This is a genomic window from Shinella sp. HY16, assembly GCF_028534175.1.
Lineage (GTDB): Bacteria > Pseudomonadota > Alphaproteobacteria > Rhizobiales > Rhizobiaceae > Shinella.
On record NZ_JAHYXL010000007.1, the window covers coordinates 23,720 to 46,295 of the forward strand.

The following is a 22,576-nucleotide window of genomic DNA, read 5'->3' on the forward strand; positions in this document are numbered from 1 at the left end:
ATGAAAAGTCGGCAGATTGTGAAGGGCCTCCGCAATCAGGATGGAGGGGAGGGAGCATTTGGCCTGACCGCGATCACCGTCGCACTCGTCATCAGGACGATCAGCCCCTGTTCTGCTCCCGTCATTTCGAGATACGCACGGACCTGCGCCCGATAATGGTCGAGCGTTTTGGGATCGGCATTTACATCGCTCTTCCAATCGATGACCATAGCTGGCGTCCCCCCTGGACCAACCGTCAGCGCATCGGCTATGCCCGCCGTTGCGACCAGCTCAGCGTCTTCCTCGCGAAGCGCGTAAACGGGGAACTCGGCAGACAGCGCCGGCCGGAGGGCTGCGATTTCGGGCAGCCTTAAAGTCCGTCCGACGCAACCAGCCAGCTCCTCGGGGGAGAGCCCGGCAGTTGGGTCGGCGACCGGAACTACGCCAAGCGCACGGACGAGCTCCCCGGCTCGCGCAGAGAGCGCCGCGTGCGAGTCGCCGGTTTCGCCGTTCAGGACTTCTTCCATGAGCTTGTGAAGGACGAGCCCGCGCTCACGGCCACCCTGCACGGTGGAGGAAGCTACGAGCTCCGGCGGTGTATTATCATCCGAACCGGTCCAGATATCGGCTTGCTCTTCCTGCAAGACCGTTCCGGCTGCATTCTCGTCACGGCTCGGAGCAAGCCATTTCAGTCGGATCTGCTGATCGGCGATTGCGCTGGCCTCAGCGGCGAAGCTCTCACGCGTCTGACTGTTGCTGTGGCCGTCAGCTACCACGACTGGATCTGGTGGTAAATGCGATACGTCCAGCGCGGCGAGGCCCGCGAGTGACAGATCTACAAGACTAATCCAGGCAGACTTCGAAGGGGCTACGTCCAGGCGTGGCAGGATCAGCAGCTCACGGGCACGGGTCGCAGCGACATACCAGAGACGGACACGTTCTCGGTCTAATTCCGCCTTCTCGGCTTGCCGCGCCGTGTCATAGCCAGAGGGAGGGACACCAAGAACAGGGCAGTAGAAAGTGTCGTTCTGCCGGTCAATCACTGCGCTGTCAGGTGCCATTACGCCGGTCATAGTGTTGATGGGGATAACGACCGGCCATTCGAGGCCTTTGGCAGCATGCATGGTGAACAGCGCGACGGCTTCCTCTTGCGCGTCGGGTCGGCCCTCGACCGCCCGGGCCTCGTCGGTCCAGGCCGCCGTCATCGCCTCGGAGAAGGCGCGTAGGCCGCGCACCGCATAACTGTTCGAGAGACTGAGATATAGGTCCACATTGGCGAGCGCCCGCTCGGCCTGACCCCGATGTCTATCGAGCAGAATGGGACGCAAGCGCAGGACATCTACGGCTTGCGACAGCAGTTGGTGCGGCGTGGTGCTGTTGCCGCGCCGCTGGAGTGCCTGCAGCTTTTCAATGACGTCGCGCGCTAGCGGATGACTGATTGCCGCCGGGTCGACGCCAAGGTCGAGGCGGGGGATTCGGTCAGGTTCCTCCTCGGACCGGGGGAGAGCCCAGACCACGTCCAGTAACTCTTCTTCGCTGAGCCCGACCAGCGGGCCGCGCAGCAGCGCCCCCAGCGCCAGAGTGTCACGGCGATCGGCCAGCGCACGGGTCAGTGCGATAAGATCCTGCACCTCCTGCCGGCGGAACAGGCCCTTGCCGGCTTGCGTTGCCACCGGAATGCCGCGCCGTTCAAGGGCTTCCTCATAACGCCACAAATCCGCGCCGGTCGGCGCGAGAAGAGCGATGTCACCCGGTTGACAGGGGCGTTCCGCGCCGGCTTTCCGATCCAGAACGGGATGGCTACCGATCAAGCGAGCCAACAGGTCAGCCACCGCGTCGGCTTCGGCATCGCGTTGCTGTTCGGCGCTGGCTTTGCCATTCTCGTCGGCGACGGCGATGTCGAGCGCGGCAACACAGACGCCGCCGCGGTCGTCATGGAAGGGATCGAGTGCGGTGAAGCCGGGCTGTCCGTCCGCTGACAGGATCGCCTCGAAGCGCTCGTTGACGAAGGTGAGGATCGAGGCGCAGGACCGGAAATTGGTCGAGATCGACACAAGACCGTCCGCATCCTGCACCGAAAAGGCCGCCCGCGCCTGGACATAGGCGCCGACGTCGGCGCCGCGGAAACGGTAGATCGCCTGTTTGGGATCTCCGACGAGGAAGAGCGCCCCAGGCCGGATCCTGAAGCTGACCCAATCTCGTGGATCCTCCACCGGGTCACCGCAGAGCCGCCAGAAGATTTCCGCCTGAAGCGGATCGGTATCCTGGAACTCGTCGACGAGGACCTTCGCGTACCGTTGCCCGAGCGCCCGTCGCACGGCCTCATGGTCACTCAGCAGATCGCGTGCGGCGTAGATCAGGTCGTCGAAATCGAGCTGGGCGCTAGCGCGCTTGTGCTCTCGATACCGGTCCAACATCGGCCGTGCTTCATCGATCAGCGCTGCGAGCACCTGGCCAGACGCCGACTGAAGGAGGGCGGTCCACGCAGCGCAGCAGGCGTCAAAGAAGTCTTCTGCGGCATCGTTCAACCGGTCGGCGTCGGCTTTGGAAAGCCCCGCCTGTTTTGCCGCCGCCGCCCATTTGCCCTTCTTGCGATAGGAGGAGAAGTCGCCAGCCTTGGTGCACAAGTCGGGATGTGGGCGCGAGACCAGCAGCCCGACTAAGCCGGCAGGCGTTTCCGCGTTCGACACGGCGGGCAAGCGCGCAGCCATTTCGGAAAAGCGTGCCGCATAGACCTCCGTCTCCGGCTCACGGACGCTGGCGGTCTGCATGAAGGCGGAGAGATCATCAGCCGCCTGCCGAAACGCTTCCAAATGGTCCGCAAGCGGTGTCACCGCCGGAGCGACGAGGCTTCTGCGCCGGCGCAGCGCATCGGCGACCCTGTGCATCAGGGCCACCGTCTCGCCAGGGCTGTGCAGAACCATTTCGGCGAGGATGCCATCATGGTCGCCGGACAACCTCTCTCGAAGCCAGCCATCCACTATTTCAAGAAAGGTGAGGTCGGCCTGGTTGCGGTCCATGACCGTGGCACCCGGATCGATATCAGCCTCTGCCGGATAGGGCTTGATCAAACGCTGACAGAACCCATGGATTGTCGAACAGGTGATCTCGTCGATCGCGGCGCTCGCTGCGATGAGATTGTCACGCTGCATCTGCGACAGACCGCTTGGAAGCCCCACCCGAAGTTCGGGTGCAATGTGGCCCGCCGCAAGATCGCTGACGAACTCCCGAACACGGGAAAGGAGCTCGCTCGCCGCGAGCTCAGTGAAGGTGACGGCGGCAATCGCGCGAGGTGCAACACCCTGTGCCAACATCACAGTGATGCGGCCGGCCATAACCGCTGTCTTGCCAGAACCTGCTCCTGCCTCGACGAGGATGGAACGCTCGTGGCCGCTGATGGCATCGCGCCGGGCACTGTCATCCTTGAGGATTTTTTGCATGATGGTCATCATTCCGCCTCCCACACCTCAGCGACTTCGCCAAGCCGCTCCCTCGCGGCGGATTGCTTGCGTTTGCAGTATGTTGCGTTGGCATTGGCCGGCAGGGCGAATGCGAGGTCGTCGTAGTCACTGCCCGTATCCGGACCCGGCAATGCGGCGCCACTTGCAAACGCGCTGCGCGCAGACCGCAGGAACTGCGTGATCTCTGCCAGCATGGCTTCCGGATCATCCAGCCGAACTTCGAGCGGTTCGCGCGGATAAAGTAACGACGCGCTAATCGCGACCTGGTCGCCCAACAACGCCTTCACGGCGAAGGCGTAGAGGCAGCGTTGCAGCTCGCGCCCGCCATTCAGTCGAATTTCGCCTTTAGGAGGCTTGCCAGTCTTGTAATCGCGAACGAGCGCCCGGCTTCCGTCGCCGGCAATGTCGAGCCGATCGATATAGCCCGCGATCTGAAAGCCCGTATTCGGGATAAGGACAGGCAAGCTCGCATTCCAGGGAAGCACCGCCGTCGACTTCGGCTCGGCCCCCCCGAAGGGAACTTCGCTATAGGAGCGGCTTGCCGGTAGAAGTTCGTCGCCGTAAGAGAGGGCCCGCGCCGCCAGAAGGCGCACGTCGCTGAGTGTTCGCTCCCAGATAACTTTAGGAGGAACCGGGCGTTCACTTTCCCAATCAATTGCGGCCGCATCCGCAGCCTCCGCCACGGCTCTCTCGATCGCGGACGCATCTGCGGAGGACAGTCCGCCGGCCGCTTCGAGGGTCCGCAAAGCGCGATCCAATACCAGGTGGATCAGATCGCCTGCTGCGAGGGCGTCGAGCACAAGAGGCTCGGCGCTGCTCTGCGGTGCGCGCCAGCCGAAGGCGTAGCGCCAGAGGAAACCAAGTGGGCCGCGCAGCAGCGTCTTCAGCGAACTGGCCGACTGCGTTCGCGCAAGGATCGTGAGAATGAGCGGATGATCAGGTCGCACGAGGCCGTCATGGGACGTGATGTCAGGCGAGCGCCAGTCGCGCCAGCAACTGCGGGCAGCGATCGCTTGGGCAACCGCTGCGAACTCTTGCGGTCGCGCCATCAATCGATCGGTTTCGCTAAACGCGTGCTCGGGAATGGCGTTGCGACGCAGGTACGTTTCGTCGCCATGGGCAGCAAACAACGGACTGCGCCCGAGCAGACGACCGTCGCTGTCGCGACGGGCGCGAGAGAGGACGACCTCGCCCGACGTAGTCGCGATAATTGTTTCAAAATCCCTGCGATCTGCGAGGCTGACCGGAAGCGGGTCGAGCTCGGCGGTCGGAATGATGTGGTCGGGAATCAGCCGGTCCTCGGCAATCCCGCGCGGCCAACGAGAAGAGTTGAGACCGATCAGCCGAACGAAGCGCCGGGGTGAGGCCGCGAGCGCGCTTGCTGGCATCCAGACAACCGACACACAAGCCTCAAGCCCGTCATCCTGCTTTAGCGCCTCAAGCGTGACATCGACAGATTCGGCAGGCCCGGCGAGCAGCGCCTTGCGCCAGATGGCCAATGACCGACCTTTAAGGAAGGCATTGCCTATCTCCTGAGCAGCGGCGGGTCCTTTTGCCAATATGTCAATCGCCTTGCGCAGCGTTGGTGCGTGATCCTTAGCATCGGGCCAGTCTGCTGGCTTGAGGCGCAAGAGCAGTCGGTTCCAGGCGGCAGATGTCGACAAGGGTGCATCGTTCGGCAGAACGCGCAGCCAACCGTCGGGAAGCATCGTCAACGGTGCCGATTCTCGGCACAGCGTGGCAAGGCGGCGCAGACGGGATTGTGAGAGCCCGCGCACAACGATGTCGGCAAGTGCGGCAGCCGCCTGGCCTTCTCGTGTCGCGACCGCGCGCATACCATGGACGAAATGCAGATCGATATTGGCGTCGGCGCGCAGCGCTAGGAAATGATCGTCATAATCCGCCGGCGAAGCCGTGGCGATTGCGATTTCAGACGGTGAGATGCCAGAGCCAAGCAAGGTGCGAGCCCAGCGCATGGCCTCTATGGCTTCGTGATACGCGGTCGCGCCGCTGACAGACCGAACCGCCGGCGCTTCAGCCTTGCCCCGCACAACGGCGACGCCGCTCTCGGTTAGCCAGCTCGGGACCGAGCGGGGACCGGCCGTCCACTGAACCGGAAGGCGCTCGGCCAGTTGCTTGATCAGCGGACGCCAACATGGAGAAAGCTCTGTCAATCCGACAATCTCGATCTTCCCGAAAATCGCGGGGGCATGGGCGATGCGGCTACGAGCTGCCGCGACGATGTCGACCGGGCGCATCATTCCGGCAGGAAGTTGCGCCAGGACTGCGGTTTCTAGCCGGGAGATTGCTGACAGCCGCGGATGATCGCTCGCCCGAGCGGCCAGATCGATGCCGGCGCGCCAAGCCTTGTGCAGCGTGTCCGCCGCTGCCCCGATCATGCCCGGCAGCATCTTGATGCTTTCCAACTCCCCCATTGGCGTACTGGGGAGAACTGCTTGGATCGCCGTGCGCAGGCTTTCCTCATCGATCGGCCGCGCGAATCCCCCGGCAAGCCGCACCGCAGCTTGCTCAAAGGACATAATCTGAAGGCCGTGGCAGGCGCCGCGGGCCGCAGCGAGGCGGGCTTCGCGCATAGCGAGGCGACCATGAACGACGAGTGTTGACCGGCTCGAGTTGGTCATACTGCTTTCCTTACTGGGCTGATCCTCGCCGAGGCGCGGTTCACGACCTACGTGCTTACGGACGCACGACTCTCTCGGAGTTGAGTGAGCTGCATCTTTTCTATGAGGTATTGGTAATGTTTCGAAAGTACACTTCCGCGCGAAATGCTTGCGCGGAAATGTAACTCACAAGTTTATTTTGCAGGGCGTCCCGAGATCCACGCCCAGAGGCGCTGCCAGAGACTGTGCTGTACTTTCACCGGAGCGGGCTGAACGGCAGGCGCGACCTTTGGCGGCTGCCCATAGAAGTGGGCCTTGGCCGCGCGATCGCGACGTCGCTCGGCTTCGACCTGCTCCTCACTCCAAGGACCGGCTTCGATCACCTTGCCTCGGTCGATCACATAGTGCGACCGGCACTTCAGCGTCCAATTACCGATCGACGGTCGAAGCGAGACTGTCTCGCCGTCGAACGTCATCTTCCAGTCCGTCGGCGTGAAAGGCGTGACGACCTCCTCGCCGCAGCCGCAGCAGCAGCTATGGGCCGATGTCGCATATTCGATCGAAACATAGAGCACGCCTGGCTCCAGGCGCTCAGGAATGTGTTCGATGAAACGATGGTCGAGTCGCTGGTGCCGCATCAAGCAAAGTCTCCGTTGATCAGCATGTTGCCGTCGGTGGTGTAGGTGCAGTGATGCTCGCGCTCGAGGTCGCGATAGAACCCGCGAATCTTCTTCCATTTCACGACCGCGAGAACGCCATTCAAGGCGTTGAGATCGGCGACCTGTATGTTGGATGCATAGATATCCTTGGCGCCGCCGCCAACGAAGGAGATGCGCTGTTGCGCGTGATCTCGCTTCTCCGGCGTGCTGGCGGTGACCCGCAGGATGCCGCCGAGCGACCCATCATCGAGCTCGAGGCCCATTCCGACATCGATGAACGCGGCACCGATCGCCTCGAGCTTCTCCACGATCAACCGTTTCGCCTCACCAGCATCGAGAGAGAGGAATGCAAAGGTGACGCCGTCGAGAAGGTGGAGATTGTCGGCGCTCAGCGCGGCGTCGTGCGCCACGACGTTGCGGTGCATCCGGCTGTAGATGCGCTTCAAGTATTCAACCTTCTTGGGTGCTTCCCGCAGTTCCTCCAGGCTCGGAGCACCCGGTGCGCGGAACGCGTTATGGGTCAGGAACTCGTCGCTATCGAACAGATGGATTTCCCGAACCGGCGTCTTTGCGACGAGATCGAGAACATAGCCGCCGGTGCCGCCGAGCCCGATGATGGCGATCTTTTCATTGACGAGCCGCTCTGTCAGCATGCCGATACCCACGCGGTCGGAGGCTGTTTCGACGTAGTTGAAGACACTCTCTTCCTCCTGCTCGGGCTCACGGAAAGTGTGAGCTGTCACGCCGGGCTTCAGCACAGCCGCCGGGCCCGCGATTATGTTCGCGTAGCTCGTCATCTTGTGGTGGTAGTCCGTATAGCCACCTTCCGGCTTGCTGGAGAAGCTGTGCGTCGCCTTCAAGCCGTGACCAAGGTCGAAGGCGCCGTTGGCGTGCGAAATCCCCTGAATTCGTGCGCCATTGGCGTGGCATGGGAAATCACCGTCCCAGTGGACGACATGTGTGTCAGGCGTGCGCGTCTGATCTCCGGCCAGCGTAAGGCTGGAGATCAAGGTGCCGGTGCGCACTTGCCGGCGTTCATCGACATAAGGAATCTCGCGCATGACGAGATAGCCGCCCCGCTGCTGGACGAAGTAGCCTTCGTCCATCAGGCGCTTGAGGTCAGGATTACGATTGAACAGTGCGCGTGACATTGAACACGGTCCCCTTCTTCTTGACATCGACAGAGCCGCCGGCCCCGAGTTCTCCGGCATGCGGCGCAGATGCCGCATGCCGGTAGGTCATCGAGAAGACGACGTTCGGCGGGTGCTGGCCCGGAAAGGCGAGCTGGACGATCTGCTCGAACGTCACCGTCCGCTCGTCCACCGTGCGGAGGCGCGAGTTGACGATGATCTCAAAGGTAATTGGCGGCTTCGGAGCGGTGATGAAACGCTCGATGCCGGCGCCGGTCAGATCGAGCAGTTCGTTGTGTTCGATCAGACGATCTTCACCGCCTTGAACTTCGAGGAAGACCGCCTCGTTATCACCCGGCTTGGCCAGGCCATAGAGGACCGCGCCGCTGATAACGGGCTTGCCCCAGCGCAGTTCGTCGTCATTGAGGATCAGCTTGAAGTCGCGGTCCGTCTCAAAAGCAATGAAACGTTCAGCTCCGCGTTCGCGCAGATCGAAGGGCTCGTTCAAGCGCACGTCCTCGAAATCGCCCGAGGGCAAAATCGCAAAAAGACTGTAACCCTGCCGAGGGTCGAGGGCGGCAGCTTCGAGCAACTGACGTCCGAGCGGCACGGGATCGGTCACCTGACGGTGCTGAAAATTGAGATCGCCCTCAGCGAGGAGGAAGCGATAAACCCGCGCCGGACGAAGCGGCCGGCCTTCGCGCAGCGCATCGCCGACATCGTCAAATTCAAGAAGTTCTTGTGTACTCATAGATTGGTTCCTTAGATTTGCGCCGTGGCGACGCCGCGGCTCTAAAGATCCAATCGGAGCGAGATTGGCCGACCGGTAAGGTCAGGCAAACTTTTTTTTCAAGGGGCCTTCGGGGGTCGGTCCACAAATGAAGAAAGCCGGGCAGTTCGGGCAGGTGAATGGTGAAACGTCGGCCGGGAAACGGCCGGCGCGAATGTCGACAAGAAACTTTGCAAGCTTGTCCTTGCGCCCTGTTAACTCGCGATCCGACAATGAGAGCGCACGCGCTTCGCCATCGGAGAGATGAACCAGTTCAGCGACGGCGCCGGGGAAGGCCTGCTTGACCGCGAGGATCAGCGCCGCAGCGCCGACGTCCTTGCTCTCCGCAGATCGCATGTGACCTGTGCCGACGCGCCGCACGGCGCGAACACCGTCGGGTCGAACCAGCACCTCATCCGGTTGGACGAGTATTTCCTCACCTTCAATTGTGAGGCTGACCGCTGCGGAAGGCTCCGCGACGGCTCCTGCGCGGCTGGACAGGAAGAAGCGCAGCATCGCCATGGCCAGGTCGAGGAATTCGGCGCGATAGCCGTGATCTGAGAGCCCTTGGCTGGCAAACGCTGCTTCAGCACGATTTTGGAGGTCCTGCTCGGAAGGTGACAGATCGGCTGCAATCATCGCCCCGACGACTGAGCGAACTGCCTCATGCAAGTGCATAAAGGCGGTAGCGGTTCGACGGCCGCCGACCTGGAGGATGTGCGTGTAAAGAAAGCGGCGAGGGCATGATTCATAAAGTGCGATTTGCGGTCCACTGAAGCGAAGCCGTCCGTCGATGATCAATTCGACACCTCGCGCTTCGGCCGCCAGCGGAAGTGGCCGCGTCGGCACGATCGAGCTGCGCGTCAACGCCCCAAGACGATCGAGGAATGGCGAGAGCGGCCGATTGTGACCGTTGCTCTTCTGTGTCGGCGCATAGAGGACCAGGCGATCGCGAGCGCGCGAGAGCGCAACATAGAAAAGGCACTCCTGTTCCTCGGCCTGGCCCGCTCGGAATGCTTCCAGTACGCTGCCTTCAGAACCTGTGATCATGCCCGGGGGCGCCGGACAGGGCGGGGCAGGGGGCGTGCGTGGAATCGTATCGCTGTTGAGACCCAGGATATGCACGCCTTCGAACTCCAGGCCTTTGGCGCCGTGAATAGTCATCAGCCGCACACCATCAAGATGTTGAGCTGCTGCTGGCAACTGACGCAGGTCACGGTCGTCGCCGAGGCGCACAAGCCTGCGCACGCGATCAAGCAGGCGCGTGATAAGTAGTCCGCGCCCCGACGGCTGTACTCGCACGAAGTTGAGAAACTGCCAGATAGCAATTCCCCGGGTTCGATCGCCGAGGTCCAGCGATGTCCCGAGACGCGCCGCAATCTGCGTGCGATCGAGGAGCAGTGTTGAGAGGACAGTCCAGGGCGAGGCGGCTTCGTCGAAGGCTGCGAGAGCAACTGAGAGCTTGCCGAGTGCCTCGCGTCCAGCCACACTCACGCCTGGGATTAAATCGACGTGCTGAAGCCAACTTGCCGGAGCGGGATCTGTGGTTCGCAGATGCTCGAAAACTGCGGCGACGTCTGCGAAAGACATCGCGAAATCCGGCCAACAGGCGACTCGTACCAAACCCATGGCGCGCCGGTCAACGAGGATCGATAGGATTGCCAGAAGATCCTTGACCTCACTTCGTTCAAACAGGCTTCCCAGGAATAGGACCGGCACGCCGAGCCGTTCGAGATCTTGACCGATCCTCGACAGCTTTTCGTTTCCGGTGCATAAAACCGCCTGATTGCGATAGGCGTGGCCCGCGCGGCGGAGTTCCTCGATCGCGTCCGCTAAAGCGACCTGCTGCTCTTCGGCACGCTTGACCGTGCGCAACTCTGGCCCACGCCCATTGCGGTCCCGCTCTGCTTCGAGACCACTATCGGCGTCACCTGCTCGCATCGTGACAGCAAAGTTGGAAAAACTGTTGACGATCTCTGACGCCGAACGATAGTTGCGCTTCAAACGCCCGCGCTTGCCGCCGGCAAAGTCTTCCTTGCCGAAGCGAGTCATGTTGAAGGATGAGGCTCCACGGAAGCGATAGATGGACTGCTTGGCGTCGCCGACCACCCAAAGATTGCGACCGTCAGGTCGTATTGCGCTTAACAATCTCACACTGCTGCGGTTCACGTCCTGATATTCATCGACTAGGACATGATCGTATTGTGCCTGGAGTGTTTCGCGAATGGCCGCATCCTTTTCAAGCAGTTGCACCGGCAGCGCGACAAGGTCACCGAAGTCGATGCAATGCGCGTTGCGCTTGAGCTGCTCATAGGTCGCGTAGACACGAGCCACCTCGACGGCACGCTCTGCCGCTTCGCGGGCCTCGGTGTCAGTCGCCTTCGTTAGCATGGCGCCAGCGAGCGCGGCGTAACTGTTGGCGTCGACCACCTCATCCTTGGCTCTGGATATAGCAACCAGCATGTCGGAGATGATTTGGGTGGGATCATACAGGTTACGATAGTGAGCTAGCCTCAGACGCGGAAACTCCTCCTCTAGGAGCTCAACTGCCTCAGTACGATCCATCATCCGTGGATCTTTTTGTAAGCCGAGCTCCGCATAGAACCGGCGGATGATATCGAGGCCAAAGGCGTGAAACGTGCCGATCCACATTGCGGCCGCTGCGTCGGGCCTCTTGCGCGCGATCCTTTCGGCCATTTCACCCGCTGCCTTGTTCGAAAACGTCAGAAGCAGGATGCGCCTTGGATCGACACCGTCTGCGAGGAGGCCTTCAACGCGTGCGACTAACGTCTGGGTTTTGCCAGTGCCTGGACCTGCTTCTAGCAGGTAGGCCCCTCCGCGATGCCCCGCCGCCGTTGCTTGCAAGGGATTCAAGGGCCGTTCCTCATGCGCTGCCGTCGGCTCGGTCGGGAAGGGCGGCAACAAGAGGGCATCAAGCAGCTGTTGCGCCACGACCTCGAACGGCGCGCCGAGCTTCTCGGCAATCTCAGAAGCAGAAAGCCCTCCAGCTACGTGGAGTTCTCGGGCGACGCTACGAGGAAGCAGCAACTCTCTCGCGAACAGATCCATCTGGACTTCGCGCCGTTGCTTGCGCCCATAGTCGACAACCCGATCAATACCGACCGGTGATGGTTCGGCGGCGCGGGCGGGGTCGATCGTCGGCGCAGACTCATCGTCCGGATCGTCGCCAAGCTCGACATGCCCGATCTCGTGCGCAACAAGGAAGGCTTTCTCGAATAGAGAGCCGACATTCTCATGAAGGATCAGATCGTCGGCGGCTATGAAGGTCGCGCGACCGCCGTTGAGCATAGCTGCACCCGCCGCAGTCGGCTCAACGTCAATCCCCCGCCGCGTGGCCTCGGCGACGACGAATTCATACGGTGCCCAAGGATTGGCGCCGGATTCGACAAGGTGAGCGTGAAGCTCGGCGGCGACTTGCCTGGCAAGCTCCACGCTGTCCATATCAGTCCATCTCCCCCAAAAGCCGGGTTCGCTTCTCAACGGGAATGCCGGCGTCGATCAACACCTTTTCGAAAGTGACCTGCTCACCCGTGGTCGGCTTTCCGTCAGCCTTGTAGCTACGAGCCGCAGCCAGTGGGGTGGCTCCCCAAGACAACTCCAGCTGGGCGACGGAGCAGCGCATTGCGATCGCCAGATTTTCAAGAAAACGGCGAGGGATACTGAGAAACGACACGCGCCGTTCACGCAGTGCCGTGACGACCTGGCGCGGGATGTCCAGTTGGTGAGCGACAGTGCGCCAGTCAGCGGCTGTGAGAGCCGCAAAAGGATCTGGAATTGCCTCGGGCAGAGCCCTCGCATGTTGCGACCAGGCGGCATCAATCAGCGCCTGATCCGCAGCGGAAGGGGGCGCGGCCTCTTCCGAGGTCTCGCGGCTGAGTTCGCGCGAGAGATCGACGAGTTCTGCGGCGTATTCTGGGTAAAGACGCAGGTAGCGTTCGAGGGTCGAGCGATCGGGCTCGCTTTCGACTGCGAATGCGTCGAGCACGGCTTCGCGGGATGGGCGTTCGCCGGCGGGACTCATTGCTTTTCACCGTCGGCCAGAGCCACCCGCAACGCTGCAAACGCTTTGTCGCGATAAGTTCGGATCGTTTTTTCGGAACGACCTAGGGCCTTGGCGATGGTCATGACGTCTGGCTCCTTAGAATCAATTGGGAAGCCCTGTTTCAGCATATGTATGATCCTGATTTGTTCTGGCGGTAAAGCTTCAATCGCCGCATCCAAACGCGACCGGTAAGACGGATCGTCAAAATCCGATGCGGCGAAAGGATCATGGGCTCCGGCCGCTGCCTCGACCTCTGCTGACAGTTCACCACTCTCCTCGTCATATTCGAGAGGCTTGGATCTGTTCTCGTCGCGCCAAGCCTGTTCCTGAGCATCGCGTCGCAAGCTCGCCACAGCGCCATCGAATCGCACCTCGAAATAATCGAGTTTGTCGACGTATGATGCTCGGTCTGCGGATAGAATTTCTACAAACCGGCTGAAGACTTTGTCACGCACCACGCTGCGCGTCAGCGATTCAGTCTTGCCGTCGGAGTTCTCCGGTTTGGGCACGCTGCGGAGCACCCGCTCCATGAGTATACGATAAAGGCGCTCGAACCATGTTTCGTTATTGTCGTGACGACTAGCGCGGATGAAATACACGAGGCACTCGCTGGGTACGTATCCCGGCTCGGAGCGCTTCGTAATTGCAGCTCTGCCGATTAACTCGTCGCGTGGCAGCGCGGCCAACTCGGCGATGAGTGTTTCCACCTTCCTGTCGCGCTCATAAAGCTCGCCAGTAAGTCGTCGCTTGCGCAGCGGAGCTACAACCGTGTTGCCGTTACGATGAGCTTCCGGCTCCGGTTTCGCCCCCACTACTCCGTCCAACCTCTTCATAGCCCCGTCCGCTTAGTCTGCGCCCTTGTTCAAACTCGCCTCAAGCGAAGCGATGCTGTCGATCACGGCTTCGAACGCTGGCGGGTCGCCGAAGATCATGCCCTGCATAGCCCGGTAATCAATGCGGAGCTGTTCGATCATCGCGTCGTGCGGCGCAAGTGCGAAGGAGCCAGGAACAGCGCTGGCGAGATCGAAGTCGGGCCGATTGAAGAACATGCGGGCGTGCGCGACGCAATCTTCACCGAGCGCTCTATCTTTGATGGCCGCTGCTCCTACCGGTGTCGCGACGAGCCGATGCAGATCGTAGTAGTGTCGCGAAACCCGTTGGCCACCGCCCTTTAGTTCACCGCGCTTGTCGAACCACCGCCGCAGCCCGTGGACAATGACGACCTTGTCCCAAAAGGTTCGTTCAGGATCGACAGTCCGCACGGCTGGCACCGTCAGGTCAAGCGCCGGAAGATCGTCATCGACATAGGGTTTAATCGGCACTTCGCTATTGGGATCAAGCGCAGACTTTGCACCTGACTCAATCTTGATGGCCGCCCTCACATACTCCGACCGCGGTGTCGCCGCCGGATACCAGATCAACAAGGTCTGGCCATCGGGATCGGTGTCGTCGGCTTCGATCCTCGCGTTTGAGGGATCAGCGCCGGCGGCCTTGAGGCGGTCCGCAAGAATTTTCGTCAATTCGTCGCGCAGGGGTCCGTTAATGTAGGCTTTGCAGGCATCCTTGATCGCCTCGAGACGTGCTTTGCGTTTCTTTCCACTGAGCTCCTCAAGTTCCTCGATGGTCGCCGGCTCGCCAATGTCATCTCTAAATACCGTGACATCTATGTCTTCGGAGAACCGGCTGATTAGACCGAATCCCTTGGATAATGAGGTTCCGCCTTTGAAGAGGAGGCGAGGACCACTGTCGTTTAATCCGTTGAATAAGACATCTAGGGTCCAACAGACCCAAAAGTCTTTTTCTATGTTCTGGGCGGCCGTGCCGAGCCGCTGCGCCGTCGTATCGAAGGCGCTCAACATCGCAGCTTCTCCAGCTGCAAGGACCTCGTCATAAGCTGGATTCATTTCTTCATTGCCTGGAGTGACTGCGTTTGTTGCTTGTTATGCGGGTCGAGACCGACTTACGTTTCAGGCGAGGATCGCCATGGCGATGTCCATCATCGTCGTCGCGGTGATGATCGTCGGCGTCGTGATCATCTGCAGTGCGATCGCTACTGACATGCTGATCATGATCGCCCCTCTCACCTTCGATGAGCGGCTTGAGAAATGTCCACATCCATGTCGGAAGCGCGGTAATGCCCGCTGCCAAATCGGCTTTAATGGCCGCGCCGACCGCAGGATCCTCGAAAAGCTTGGCAAGTTTGCCGCTCACGCGGTCACTTTCACCTTCGCGGAGCAAAATATCGCGAATCCAGTAAAGCGCTTGAACGACCCGCATTGCCGGTCGTCCGGCCCAGAACAATTTGCTGGCGGCTGTTGGACGAAAGGTGATCGTCACATTGCCGAGCTTGATCGGTCGCCGACGTGCATCGGTATGGACGATAATTTTTGCAGGAACAGCGTCTGTCAAACCGAGGTCATTTGCTGCAGTCATTCCGTCTACAAGCATACGGGTTTGATCGCGGCGCCCAACGGCATCGATAACAGAGCGCGGATCGGGAGGATTGGGCTTTTGAGTTAGTTTGTTAAAACCAGGCTGGTCATAAAGTCCTCGATCGATCCGCCTGAGGATTTCTGTTTTTGTTAGGCGTTGCAACGCCTTGTCGACCGCATCTCGCGAGGCGAGGTCAACGAAATCGCTAGGCGTCCAAACCTTGCGCGGTGAATCCCCACGTATGCGTTCGAGCATTGCTGATTTCAGATCGGGTGAGTCGGCTGCCATGTCCGAAAGATGTATACTTTTTTCGGACAAAAGGCGAGTCCGAAATATACATACAAATTTCGGACAAACGCTCCGTATGTTCATTGACGAATGCTGAAAACGCGAATGGTTGGCATCGGCCGTGCCGACGCGAAATGCGTTCGGTATCGTGCGATCTGGCCGGTAGAGCAGTTGTTTCCGGCCGACACGATCAATTGGAAGAGCGATTGCAGACCTCGCGCAGCCGCGCAGGCGACGTGGCTCGTTCATTCGGCGCTTCGTCGCTGCGTGTGGTCACAGCCGGGATACTGGTTACACCCGAGAAAGCGGCCGTTGTTGCGACCTTTCCGTTCTACCAGTTGGCCCACGCCGCACGCCGGACATTGATTTAGCGTATCACCATCAATGGTCTCGAAACGCAAGTTTTCGCCGGCGATTTCTGAGAGCTCCCGAATATATCTGGATGGCTCACGGCTGTTCGTAAGCAGGAACACGCCGCGGCTTGCGCGGGTCAATGCGACATAGAAAAGGCGGCGCTCCTCGGCAAACTCAAATGTCTCCGGTCGCGGCATGACTAGATTGAACAGCTCGTCGTCCTCTATCCGGCTTGGCACCCCATAGTCGCCTTCACTGACATCGAGCAGAATCGTATAGTCGGCCTCAAGTCCCTTGGCTCGATGGAACGACAGTCCCGACACCTCGATATGCTCGAATTTTGGTGTCGCCCCCCTGAACGGGTCCAGCTGGTTGTAGCGCCACAGCACCATGACCTTGAGTTTCTGGTGTCCATCACTCCGCCACTGTACGGAAATCCCGCCAAGGAAGGTGTCGAGGCGCTTCAGCAATCGGAGGCATGAATCGGCGAAATCTGGCTTGCCCCCTTCACCGTCGGTCGGAATGACCCGGATCGACCGCGCAATCGCGGGCCGTGTCGATCGCACCGACTTTTTAAGTTGGGCGGCATTGCGCTGCACGAAACTGGCGGCCGTCTCGGCGATGAGCTGGTTGCAACGATAGGTCTGCTCCAGTCGACCTTGCCAGCTTGCCCCGAAATTCGCCTCGAACTGCGTGAAGATCGTTATGTCCGATCCGGCGAAGCGATAGATGGACTGCCAGTCATCGCCAACCGCAAAGATCTTGGTGAATGCCTTCTGATGCTTCAGCGCCTTAATCAGGTTCGCACGCGGCTCGGAAATATCTTGAAATTCATCGACCAGGATAAGGGAGTAGGGGCTCTGATACTGTCCGGCTTCCACGAGCCTCGTGGCATTGGCGATCATCGAGTCGAAGTCTATGCGATTGGCTTTTTCAAGCTTCCGGGAATAGGTCTCGGTAATCTTCCAGACGACCTGAGCAAACTCTTTGGCGCGGGTGCGGTCGTGGAGCGCCTTGGCCCGCTCAAGCAGCATGTCCAGGGTGAGGTGACTGGCGCGGATGTGTTTGATGCAGACCGCAATCAGCTTGTGATAGTGCTTGATGACAACAGGCTCGAGGGCTTTGACGATCGCCGTATAGCTCTTTCTTTCGAACGAGATGCCCCGTTTCGTGAGCTGCGCCTCGAGTTCCTCAATCAGCGATCCATTGCACGCTTGTGCAGACGTCGTCTGGAAAACGTCCATCCCCGCCTTGCGGTAGCCGGCCAGCTTGTGTTCGGCATGGGTGGCGTAGTCTGTGAAGGGTGATGAGCCATCGGCATTGATAGCCAGATGCTCGTGTATCGTCTTGCTGGTGGGGTAATAGAAGTCCGGATGGACGTACCGGATCTGCCCGTTTTTCTCTTCGATCGGGATCTGGCGTTCGTAGTCGAATTCGACGGAATGCAGCCACAGCCAATTCGTGATTGTCTGCTCCTGGAGCGACTTCACATGTATCCCGGCCATCGTGCCGATGGTCGCATTGCCTTTCCGCCGGCGCACCGACAGATAGCGCTCGTAGTCAGCCTCAGAACCAAACACCTCGACCGGGATATCCGCCTTGGGATGAAGGACGAGGAGGTTGACCCAGAGATCGGCGAATTCCGCATCTGATCGCAGCAGATCGTCAATGATCTGTTCGATGATTTTCGCTTCGCCGGCAGGGTGTTCGACCCAGTCGGCGAGCTGTGGGGGACGGCCTTCGACCTCCTCGATAATTCCGCGACCCAGCGCATGAAACGTGGTCACTTTACATTCCGAATTTCCTGGATCGACCGAGAGCTGTCTGGATATCCGCTCCTTTAGCTCGTCAGCGGCGCTCTTGTTGAAGGCAAGGACGAGAATCTCTTCAGGGCGATAGAGCTGCTTGTCGAGGACATAGGCGACCTTGCCGACCATGGTTGCGGACTTGCCCGACCCCGCTGAGGCGACAAGAAGATTGTTGTCCTCCAGTCGAATGCATGCCTCGCGTTGCTGATCGGACAAGGACCGGCCGTCTAAATTGTCAAAGAACGACCGGTATCTCGACAGCTCAGCTGAGACAAACGCGTCATTATATCTGTGGCGCACGTCCGGATCGGTAACGAACGCGAGCGATCGGGGCAGCACCGCTTTCAGGGTGGCCGGCATCAGTTCCGGGTCGAACAGAGGGTGCGAAAGCGCGGCCGCGGCTTCACCGGTTACACCCGCAATCGCACGGGCGAGGTCGGCATGGGCCAGATATTGCCGGTTACCCTCGGTGATAGTCTGTAGTTTCGTATCCACCTCGCTCAAGCGGTCGGTGTCAGAGCTGATCAGGTCGAAGAGGTGGCTGTTGATGAAGCTGTAAAGGTTTGCCGCAAGCCGGGTTGCTGCCTCTTCTCCGAGGCACGATAGGGTATGAATCCCTTTACGCGAGCGGACTTCAACCGAGTGCCACAGCAATGCCTTGGTGACAGAAATTGCTATGACATCCAGGCAAGGAAGATCGAGGGCGCCGTTCACATCGAGCTGCAAGGCTGCTGGTAACGACACGTTCAGCCTGACCTTCCATTTTCCTTGGGGAAGGAGCCGAGCAAAAAATCCAGGTCGGTATGTTCGAACGCGATCAGTCATCAGGGTTTAAGCGCTACCTGCCGGGACATGAACCCATCGAAGAGCACGTCAAAGAGAACATGGTTTGGGGTAGCAGATAGCTCATGGATATTCGCCATTTTTCAACGGGATGTTGCTAGGTCAAACCGATTATCACCAATGAGTAAAAGATCGATCCGATGACGCGAAACTTCCATTGCCGTGCCTGCCAGCACAACCTCTTCGACTGCACCTGCGAGTGTTCCAGTACCTTCGTTGCCGGGGCGGAACAACTGTCTCAATTTCTGGCGTTCTGTCTGCGAGGCGCCAAGCACGAGGTTATCATTTCTTCACCGTGGATCACCGGCGGAGCCTTGGCGACGATGTGGACGGAGTTGATGGGCGCGACAAGAAGGGCAGAGATACATTTCTACACCGACTATGAGTTCAATCTGATGCAGGTCGACAAGAATTGCAAAGTTGAGGACTTGTTCGAGACATACAAGCGGTCTTTTGCCGAGGGCATTCGAATGCTCCGGGATTTGGGCGTTACCGTTCACCGATTGCGCGGAGCCCACAATAAGTCGCTCATTGTCGACGAAAGGATCTTCGTTGACGGTTCCTTCAATTGGCTGTCAGCCTGGCGCGATCCCAAATCGGAATTGACGCGCCACGATTCCGCTGTCGCCATATGCGGCCGGCGCGCTACGCGCCACCGCATGCAGTATCTTGAGCAGCAGTTTAATGTGCCGCTTGAGATGGAGCCAATTTTACTGGATCGCGATGACGAGGATGCGCTCACATACGATTTTCTCAATCTGACCTCGGAAGGCAATCGCTTTTTCACCGGCCGAGACGAGCCGACCTATACGACCGACGTTGCGCTTCCGGTCGGACAGCCCCTTTTCTTTTCCATCCTGGAGGAGTTCTCCGGGGTCATGTTGAAACGGGGTATAGATCGGCAAGTGCTCGACCGGAATGACAACAGCATCCGATTGGTACGCGACCGCGATGCCGCGATCGACCATGCTTGCGTATCATGGGGAGATGAAGTGCTTGTGGAGGACGCCAACAGCTTCGCCATCTTTGAGGTTGACCGTGCGCAACTGAAAAATTTACACCTCTTTGGTAGCTTTGGTCGCACTCACCGCCGCTCGGACTATCGGACGCCGCTCCAAACCCGCGACATCATTCCGCCGCAGGCCCTAAGGCGCGACCGGACCACCTACGTCCAACAAGGTTAAAGATCGTGCTTAGTCTCCGCTTCGGCCAATCGTTTGCTGCAAGAGAGCAAACGTCCGGTCGAGGCCGTCAAGGCGATTGCCGATCAGGAAGGCGCCGGTCACCGCTAAGCATCTGCATGGCGCGTGATGGAAAGAACGCCGGGTCGTGGCTGTCGCTGCGGAACCGGTGAAAGATCTGTGCCGGAAAAACAGCCTGGCCCTCCGAAGCAAACCAACCCCGCTCTTTATGGATGGCGTCCTGGACCAGGTCCGGATCTCCGTCGATCAACCCGTTGAGGGTCGGCTAGCAAGCTGCCGCCGCTCGGCTTCGCCTTCGCGGTGATCGCGACCGTCCCCGGTCCTTCGAGGAGCCATCGAGCGGGATCGGCCCGCTCCGGACGGAGGTTTCTCACATGGCACAGGATCTTGCACTCGCTCAACGCCACGCATTCGCACTTGCCCGCACTCTGATGGTCCCGGTCACGCTCTTCAGGTCCGGAAACGAGTTTGGCGTTCTCCCGAGCGACGAACTCGATGACGGCGAGGTCGAGACCATCGCCGAATTCGATCCCTTCGAATACGGGCCGGCTCATTGAGCCGGCTTTCCCCTTTTTAGGTGCCGCTTGCGAGCGGCAGGCGGCAAGGGAAGCTTCGCCGCGGCTGGCACGGCCAGCTCGGCAAGGTGCAGATCTGCACCTTGCCGGCCGCGCCCTTGCCCCCTTTGCTCTTCGCGGGCCGCCGGAGAGGGGTCCCGCAAACTGCGGGGAGAAAGGAAACGGACAAGAAGGGCGGACGTGCGAGCGCCGACAGAAAGCATGGAGAAAAAAGAACTGGAAGACTTGCGGGACCGTGTTCTCTGCGGCGTCGTGTTGGAGCAGTCCGGCTTTGCGGTCGACGTGAAGGAGAGCACCCGCAAGGCGGTCAAATATCGGCGCGGTGCGGAAATCGTCATCGTCATCCATGACGGGCGGGGTTGGTTCGATCCCCTGTCCGACGCGAAAGGCGACGTCTTCAGTCTCGCCGCGCATCTCGAAGGAGTGTCCTTCGTCGAAGCGCTCGACCAGGTCGCCGCATTGGTCGATTTTGTCGCCAAAGAGCCGGTGTGGACCCGAAAAGCTCGAGATCCCGTTCCGGCCGCGACCATCCCCGAGCGGTGGGCAAAACGCCGCAAGCCTTGGCGAGGGTCGATGACGTGGCGCTATCTGCGTGCTGAACGCTGCCTGCCGGAGACCATCATCCGTGCCGCCCTCCAAAGCGATGTGCTGCGGGAAGGTCCCTACGGCAGCATGTGGGCCGCCCATGTTGATGCCGATGGCGGCGTCACCGGCTGGGAGGAGCGCGGCCCCGACTGGCGTGGCTTCTCGACAGGAGGGTCAAAGGTTCTGTTCCGGTTCGGCGCCCTCGACGCCTCACGCCTCTGCGTCACCGAGGCGGCGATCGACGCCATGAGCCTGGCCGCGTTCGAAGGAATGCGAGAGGGAAGCCTCTATCTCAGCACAGGCGGGGGATGGTCGCCGACGACAGAAGCCGCGGTTCGCGTGCTCGCCGCGCGCCCCGGCGCGCAGCTCGTCGCCGCCACGGATGCCAACAGTCAGGGCGAGGCCTTTGCCGGCCGCCTGCGCGATATCGCAGAAGATGCCGGCTGCGACTGGTTCCGCCTGACGCCGCCGGCTGAGGACTGGAACGACGCATTGCAGGAGAGAAAAGGAGAAGAAAAGGAAAGAAGGGTGGGTAGGGGAGGCCTGCCGCATGCCCGCCGGCCGCGTCAAGGGTGAAGCTTCGCCCGGCTGAAGCCGGCCCTTGACCCGACCGGACGGAGAGGCGGCCGCGGGGGAGGGGTCAGGAAGGGCTGAAGAGAAGATGGAGTCATCGCAAAGATGAGCCGCGCTTCAGCCCGACGACGCTGAAAGGAGCCCGCTCATGAACCTCTCTCCCATCCGTAAAGTCTATCAGGGCATCGCCGATCGCCGCCAGATGTTCCGCATGTTCGACCGTCATGCGCAGCGCCCGAACCGATGGGAGTGCGACGACAGTGCGCTTTATCGCGGCGAATGGTTCGAGATCGGGGAGGCTTGCCACGATTACATGTTCGAGATCCTGCCGCCCCTCTGGATGCGGGGTGAGATGTTCGCCATGCGCGAATTCCTCACCGGCTCGATCACCAGCATCTTTTTCACGCTGTCGATCGACGGGCGTATCCGGCACTTCCACGGTTATTGCGACCTGATCGACAAGGGTTCGCCCGAGCGCATGCGCACCGCCATCATCGAGCGTGAATCCCGTCCTGTTCGGGCGATGACGCGCGAGGAGCGTCTCGAACATATCTGGAGCAGCACCGCTGACGACTATCGTGGCTATGCCGGCGAGCGTTGGCCGGAGGCTGATCGTGGCAAACGCACGGTGATGTTCTTCGCCAGACCAGGCGGCACCACATGCAAGCTGCTGGAAGACCTGACGGACGTGGAGATCGCGGCGAAGCTGCCGGTACATCTGCGTTACCTGCCCGACGCGCTCGCGGCGTGACGGAGGGCGGCATGTTCACTTTCTCACTCACGCACATTTGCGCCGTTCTGGCGCGTGGCCGTGCCGACGCGGCCGCAAACGGCGGCTTTCGGATTCCGTATCAGGGAATATCCCCTGAAGCGGAGGCCAGAGCCGGCGTATGGCTGGTCGGTGACGAGGGCGTCTACCTTCTCTCGAACGGAAAACTCGCCGAGGGACAGCGTCCGCTCGTCATCTATGCCGAGGAATGCGATCCGAAGAGCAATCCGGATTACTGGCACTACAAGCGCCGATATTTCGGGGGCGATGACGGTGTCGAATTCATCGACGCGGTAGAACTCGAACAGCTCGTCGCGGCTCAGCCCGACGCGACGCATCTGCGGATCGTGATGGACGACACGTCCATATCCATCAGCGTGATCCGCCGCTGACGCGGCGCACCCTTCCAACAACTTCGCGACCGCCCCGCCCGGAGGCTCACCTCCAGCGGAACGATGGCGCTC

General features: G+C 60.4%; 16 protein-coding genes. 5 read left to right on the top strand and 11 right to left on the bottom strand.

Features of this window, described 5'->3' with window-relative positions:
- Positions 1–35: 35 nt before the first annotated feature.
- From K0P03_RS32865 to K0P03_RS32915, 11 genes are all read right to left on the bottom strand, one after another.
- Positions 36–3,428 (bottom strand): UvrD-helicase domain-containing protein, encoded by a 3,393-nt coding sequence (locus K0P03_RS32865; RefSeq protein WP_272791989.1) that lies wholly within the window; start codon positions 3,426–3,428, stop codon positions 36–38.
- Positions 3,428–6,082: a PD-(D/E)XK nuclease family protein gene (locus K0P03_RS32870; RefSeq protein ID WP_272791888.1), complete on the bottom strand. Its 2,655-nt coding sequence runs from the start codon at positions 6,080–6,082 to the stop codon at positions 3,428–3,430. The genes K0P03_RS32865 and K0P03_RS32870 overlap by 1 nt, the downstream gene beginning before the upstream one ends.
- 173 nt (positions 6,083–6,255) lie before the next feature.
- Complete coding sequence (locus K0P03_RS32875; protein WP_443020638.1) at positions 6,256–6,699, bottom strand: DUF6527 family protein; 444 nt, start codon at positions 6,697–6,699, stop codon at positions 6,256–6,258.
- On the bottom strand, positions 6,699–7,871 hold the full coding sequence (locus tag K0P03_RS32880) for a ThiF family adenylyltransferase (RefSeq protein WP_272791890.1): 1,173 nt from the start codon (positions 7,869–7,871) through the stop codon (positions 6,699–6,701). Before K0P03_RS32880 ends, K0P03_RS32875 begins: the two co-directional genes overlap by 1 nt.
- Positions 7,846–8,601 (bottom strand): multiubiquitin domain-containing protein, encoded by a 756-nt coding sequence (locus tag K0P03_RS32885; RefSeq protein ID WP_003501434.1) that lies wholly within the window; start codon positions 8,599–8,601, stop codon positions 7,846–7,848. The genes K0P03_RS32880 and K0P03_RS32885 overlap by 26 nt, the downstream gene beginning before the upstream one ends.
- A gap of 81 nt (positions 8,602–8,682) precedes the next feature.
- Complete coding sequence (locus K0P03_RS32890; protein ID WP_272791891.1) at positions 8,683–12,081, bottom strand: UvrD-helicase domain-containing protein; 3,399 nt, start codon at positions 12,079–12,081, stop codon at positions 8,683–8,685.
- A 1-nt stretch (position 12,082) separates the two neighbouring features.
- Positions 12,083–12,661 (bottom strand): hypothetical protein, encoded by a 579-nt coding sequence (locus K0P03_RS32895; RefSeq protein WP_003501432.1) that lies wholly within the window; start codon positions 12,659–12,661, stop codon positions 12,083–12,085.
- Positions 12,658–13,515 (bottom strand): response regulator transcription factor, encoded by an 858-nt coding sequence (locus K0P03_RS32900; protein ID WP_013650715.1) that lies wholly within the window; start codon positions 13,513–13,515, stop codon positions 12,658–12,660. The genes K0P03_RS32895 and K0P03_RS32900 overlap by 4 nt, the downstream gene beginning before the upstream one ends.
- Positions 13,516–13,527: 12 nt before the next feature.
- Positions 13,528–14,586 (bottom strand): nucleotidyl transferase AbiEii/AbiGii toxin family protein, encoded by a 1,059-nt coding sequence (locus K0P03_RS32905; RefSeq protein WP_003501430.1) that lies wholly within the window; start codon positions 14,584–14,586, stop codon positions 13,528–13,530.
- A 4-nt stretch (positions 14,587–14,590) separates the two neighbouring features.
- The gene (locus tag K0P03_RS32910) at positions 14,591–15,652 is read right to left on the bottom strand and encodes a DUF6088 family protein (protein ID WP_272791892.1); all 1,062 of its coding nucleotides are present in this window, start codon (positions 15,650–15,652) and stop codon (positions 14,591–14,593) included.
- Entirely contained in the window at positions 15,649–18,390 is a 2,742-nt protein-coding gene (locus tag K0P03_RS32915) for a UvrD-helicase domain-containing protein (RefSeq protein WP_272791893.1), read from the bottom strand. The genes K0P03_RS32910 and K0P03_RS32915 overlap by 4 nt, the downstream gene beginning before the upstream one ends.
- Positions 18,391–18,548: 158 nt before the next feature.
- On the opposite strand from K0P03_RS32915, the gene K0P03_RS32920 reads away from it, so the two are divergent.
- The 5 genes from K0P03_RS32920 to K0P03_RS32940 all read left to right on the top strand — a co-directional run bounded on the left by K0P03_RS32920 (position 18,549) and on the right by K0P03_RS32940 (position 22,504).
- Positions 18,549–19,592, top strand: coding sequence for a hypothetical protein (locus K0P03_RS32920; RefSeq protein ID WP_272791894.1), 1,044 nt, complete (start codon positions 18,549–18,551; stop codon positions 19,590–19,592).
- Positions 19,593–19,984: 392 nt separating this feature from the next.
- Positions 19,985–20,167, top strand: coding sequence for a hypothetical protein (locus K0P03_RS32925; protein ID WP_003501420.1), 183 nt, complete (start codon positions 19,985–19,987; stop codon positions 20,165–20,167).
- 219 nt (positions 20,168–20,386) lie between these two features.
- Positions 20,387–21,346 (top strand): DUF3991 and toprim domain-containing protein, encoded by a 960-nt coding sequence (locus K0P03_RS32930; RefSeq protein WP_097143024.1) that lies wholly within the window; start codon positions 20,387–20,389, stop codon positions 21,344–21,346.
- A gap of 145 nt (positions 21,347–21,491) precedes the next feature.
- Entirely contained in the window at positions 21,492–22,094 is a 603-nt protein-coding gene (locus K0P03_RS32935) for a DUF1419 domain-containing protein (RefSeq protein ID WP_272791895.1), read from the top strand.
- An 11-nt stretch (positions 22,095–22,105) separates the two neighbouring features.
- Complete coding sequence (locus tag K0P03_RS32940; protein ID WP_272791896.1) at positions 22,106–22,504, top strand: DUF3085 domain-containing protein; 399 nt, start codon at positions 22,106–22,108, stop codon at positions 22,502–22,504.
- Positions 22,505–22,576: the final 72 nt, after the last annotated feature.

Excerpts from the sequence above, each read along its gene's own strand:
- K0P03_RS32865 (WP_272791989.1), bottom strand. The coding sequence starts at position 3,428 with ATGACCATCATGCAAAAAATCCTCAAGGATGACAGTGCCCGGCGCGAT.
- K0P03_RS32870 (WP_272791888.1), bottom strand. The coding sequence starts at position 6,082 with ATGACCAACTCGAGCCGGTCAACACTCGTCGTTCATGGTCGCCTCGCT.
- K0P03_RS32875 (WP_443020638.1), bottom strand. The coding sequence starts at position 6,699 with ATGCGGCACCAGCGACTCGACCATCGTTTCATCGAACACATTCCTGAG.
- K0P03_RS32880 (WP_272791890.1), bottom strand. The coding sequence starts at position 7,871 with ATGTCACGCGCACTGTTCAATCGTAATCCTGACCTCAAGCGCCTGATG.
- K0P03_RS32885 (WP_003501434.1), bottom strand. The coding sequence starts at position 8,601 with ATGAGTACACAAGAACTTCTTGAATTTGACGATGTCGGCGATGCGCTG.
- K0P03_RS32890 (WP_272791891.1), bottom strand. The coding sequence starts at position 12,081 with ATGGACAGCGTGGAGCTTGCCAGGCAAGTCGCCGCCGAGCTTCACGCT.
- K0P03_RS32895 (WP_003501432.1), bottom strand. The coding sequence starts at position 12,661 with ATGAGTCCCGCCGGCGAACGCCCATCCCGCGAAGCCGTGCTCGACGCA.
- K0P03_RS32900 (WP_013650715.1), bottom strand. The coding sequence starts at position 13,515 with ATGAAGAGGTTGGACGGAGTAGTGGGGGCGAAACCGGAGCCGGAAGCT.
- K0P03_RS32905 (WP_003501430.1), bottom strand. The coding sequence starts at position 14,586 with ATGAATCCAGCTTATGACGAGGTCCTTGCAGCTGGAGAAGCTGCGATG.
- K0P03_RS32910 (WP_272791892.1), bottom strand. The coding sequence starts at position 15,652 with ATGAACGAGCCACGTCGCCTGCGCGGCTGCGCGAGGTCTGCAATCGCT.
- K0P03_RS32915 (WP_272791893.1), bottom strand. The coding sequence starts at position 18,390 with ATGACTGATCGCGTTCGAACATACCGACCTGGATTTTTTGCTCGGCTC.
- K0P03_RS32920 (WP_272791894.1), top strand. The coding sequence starts at position 18,549 with ATGACGCGAAACTTCCATTGCCGTGCCTGCCAGCACAACCTCTTCGAC.
- K0P03_RS32925 (WP_003501420.1), top strand. The coding sequence starts at position 19,985 with ATGGCACAGGATCTTGCACTCGCTCAACGCCACGCATTCGCACTTGCC.
- K0P03_RS32930 (WP_097143024.1), top strand. The coding sequence starts at position 20,387 with ATGGAGAAAAAAGAACTGGAAGACTTGCGGGACCGTGTTCTCTGCGGC.
- K0P03_RS32935 (WP_272791895.1), top strand. The coding sequence starts at position 21,492 with ATGAACCTCTCTCCCATCCGTAAAGTCTATCAGGGCATCGCCGATCGC.
- K0P03_RS32940 (WP_272791896.1), top strand. The coding sequence starts at position 22,106 with ATGTTCACTTTCTCACTCACGCACATTTGCGCCGTTCTGGCGCGTGGC.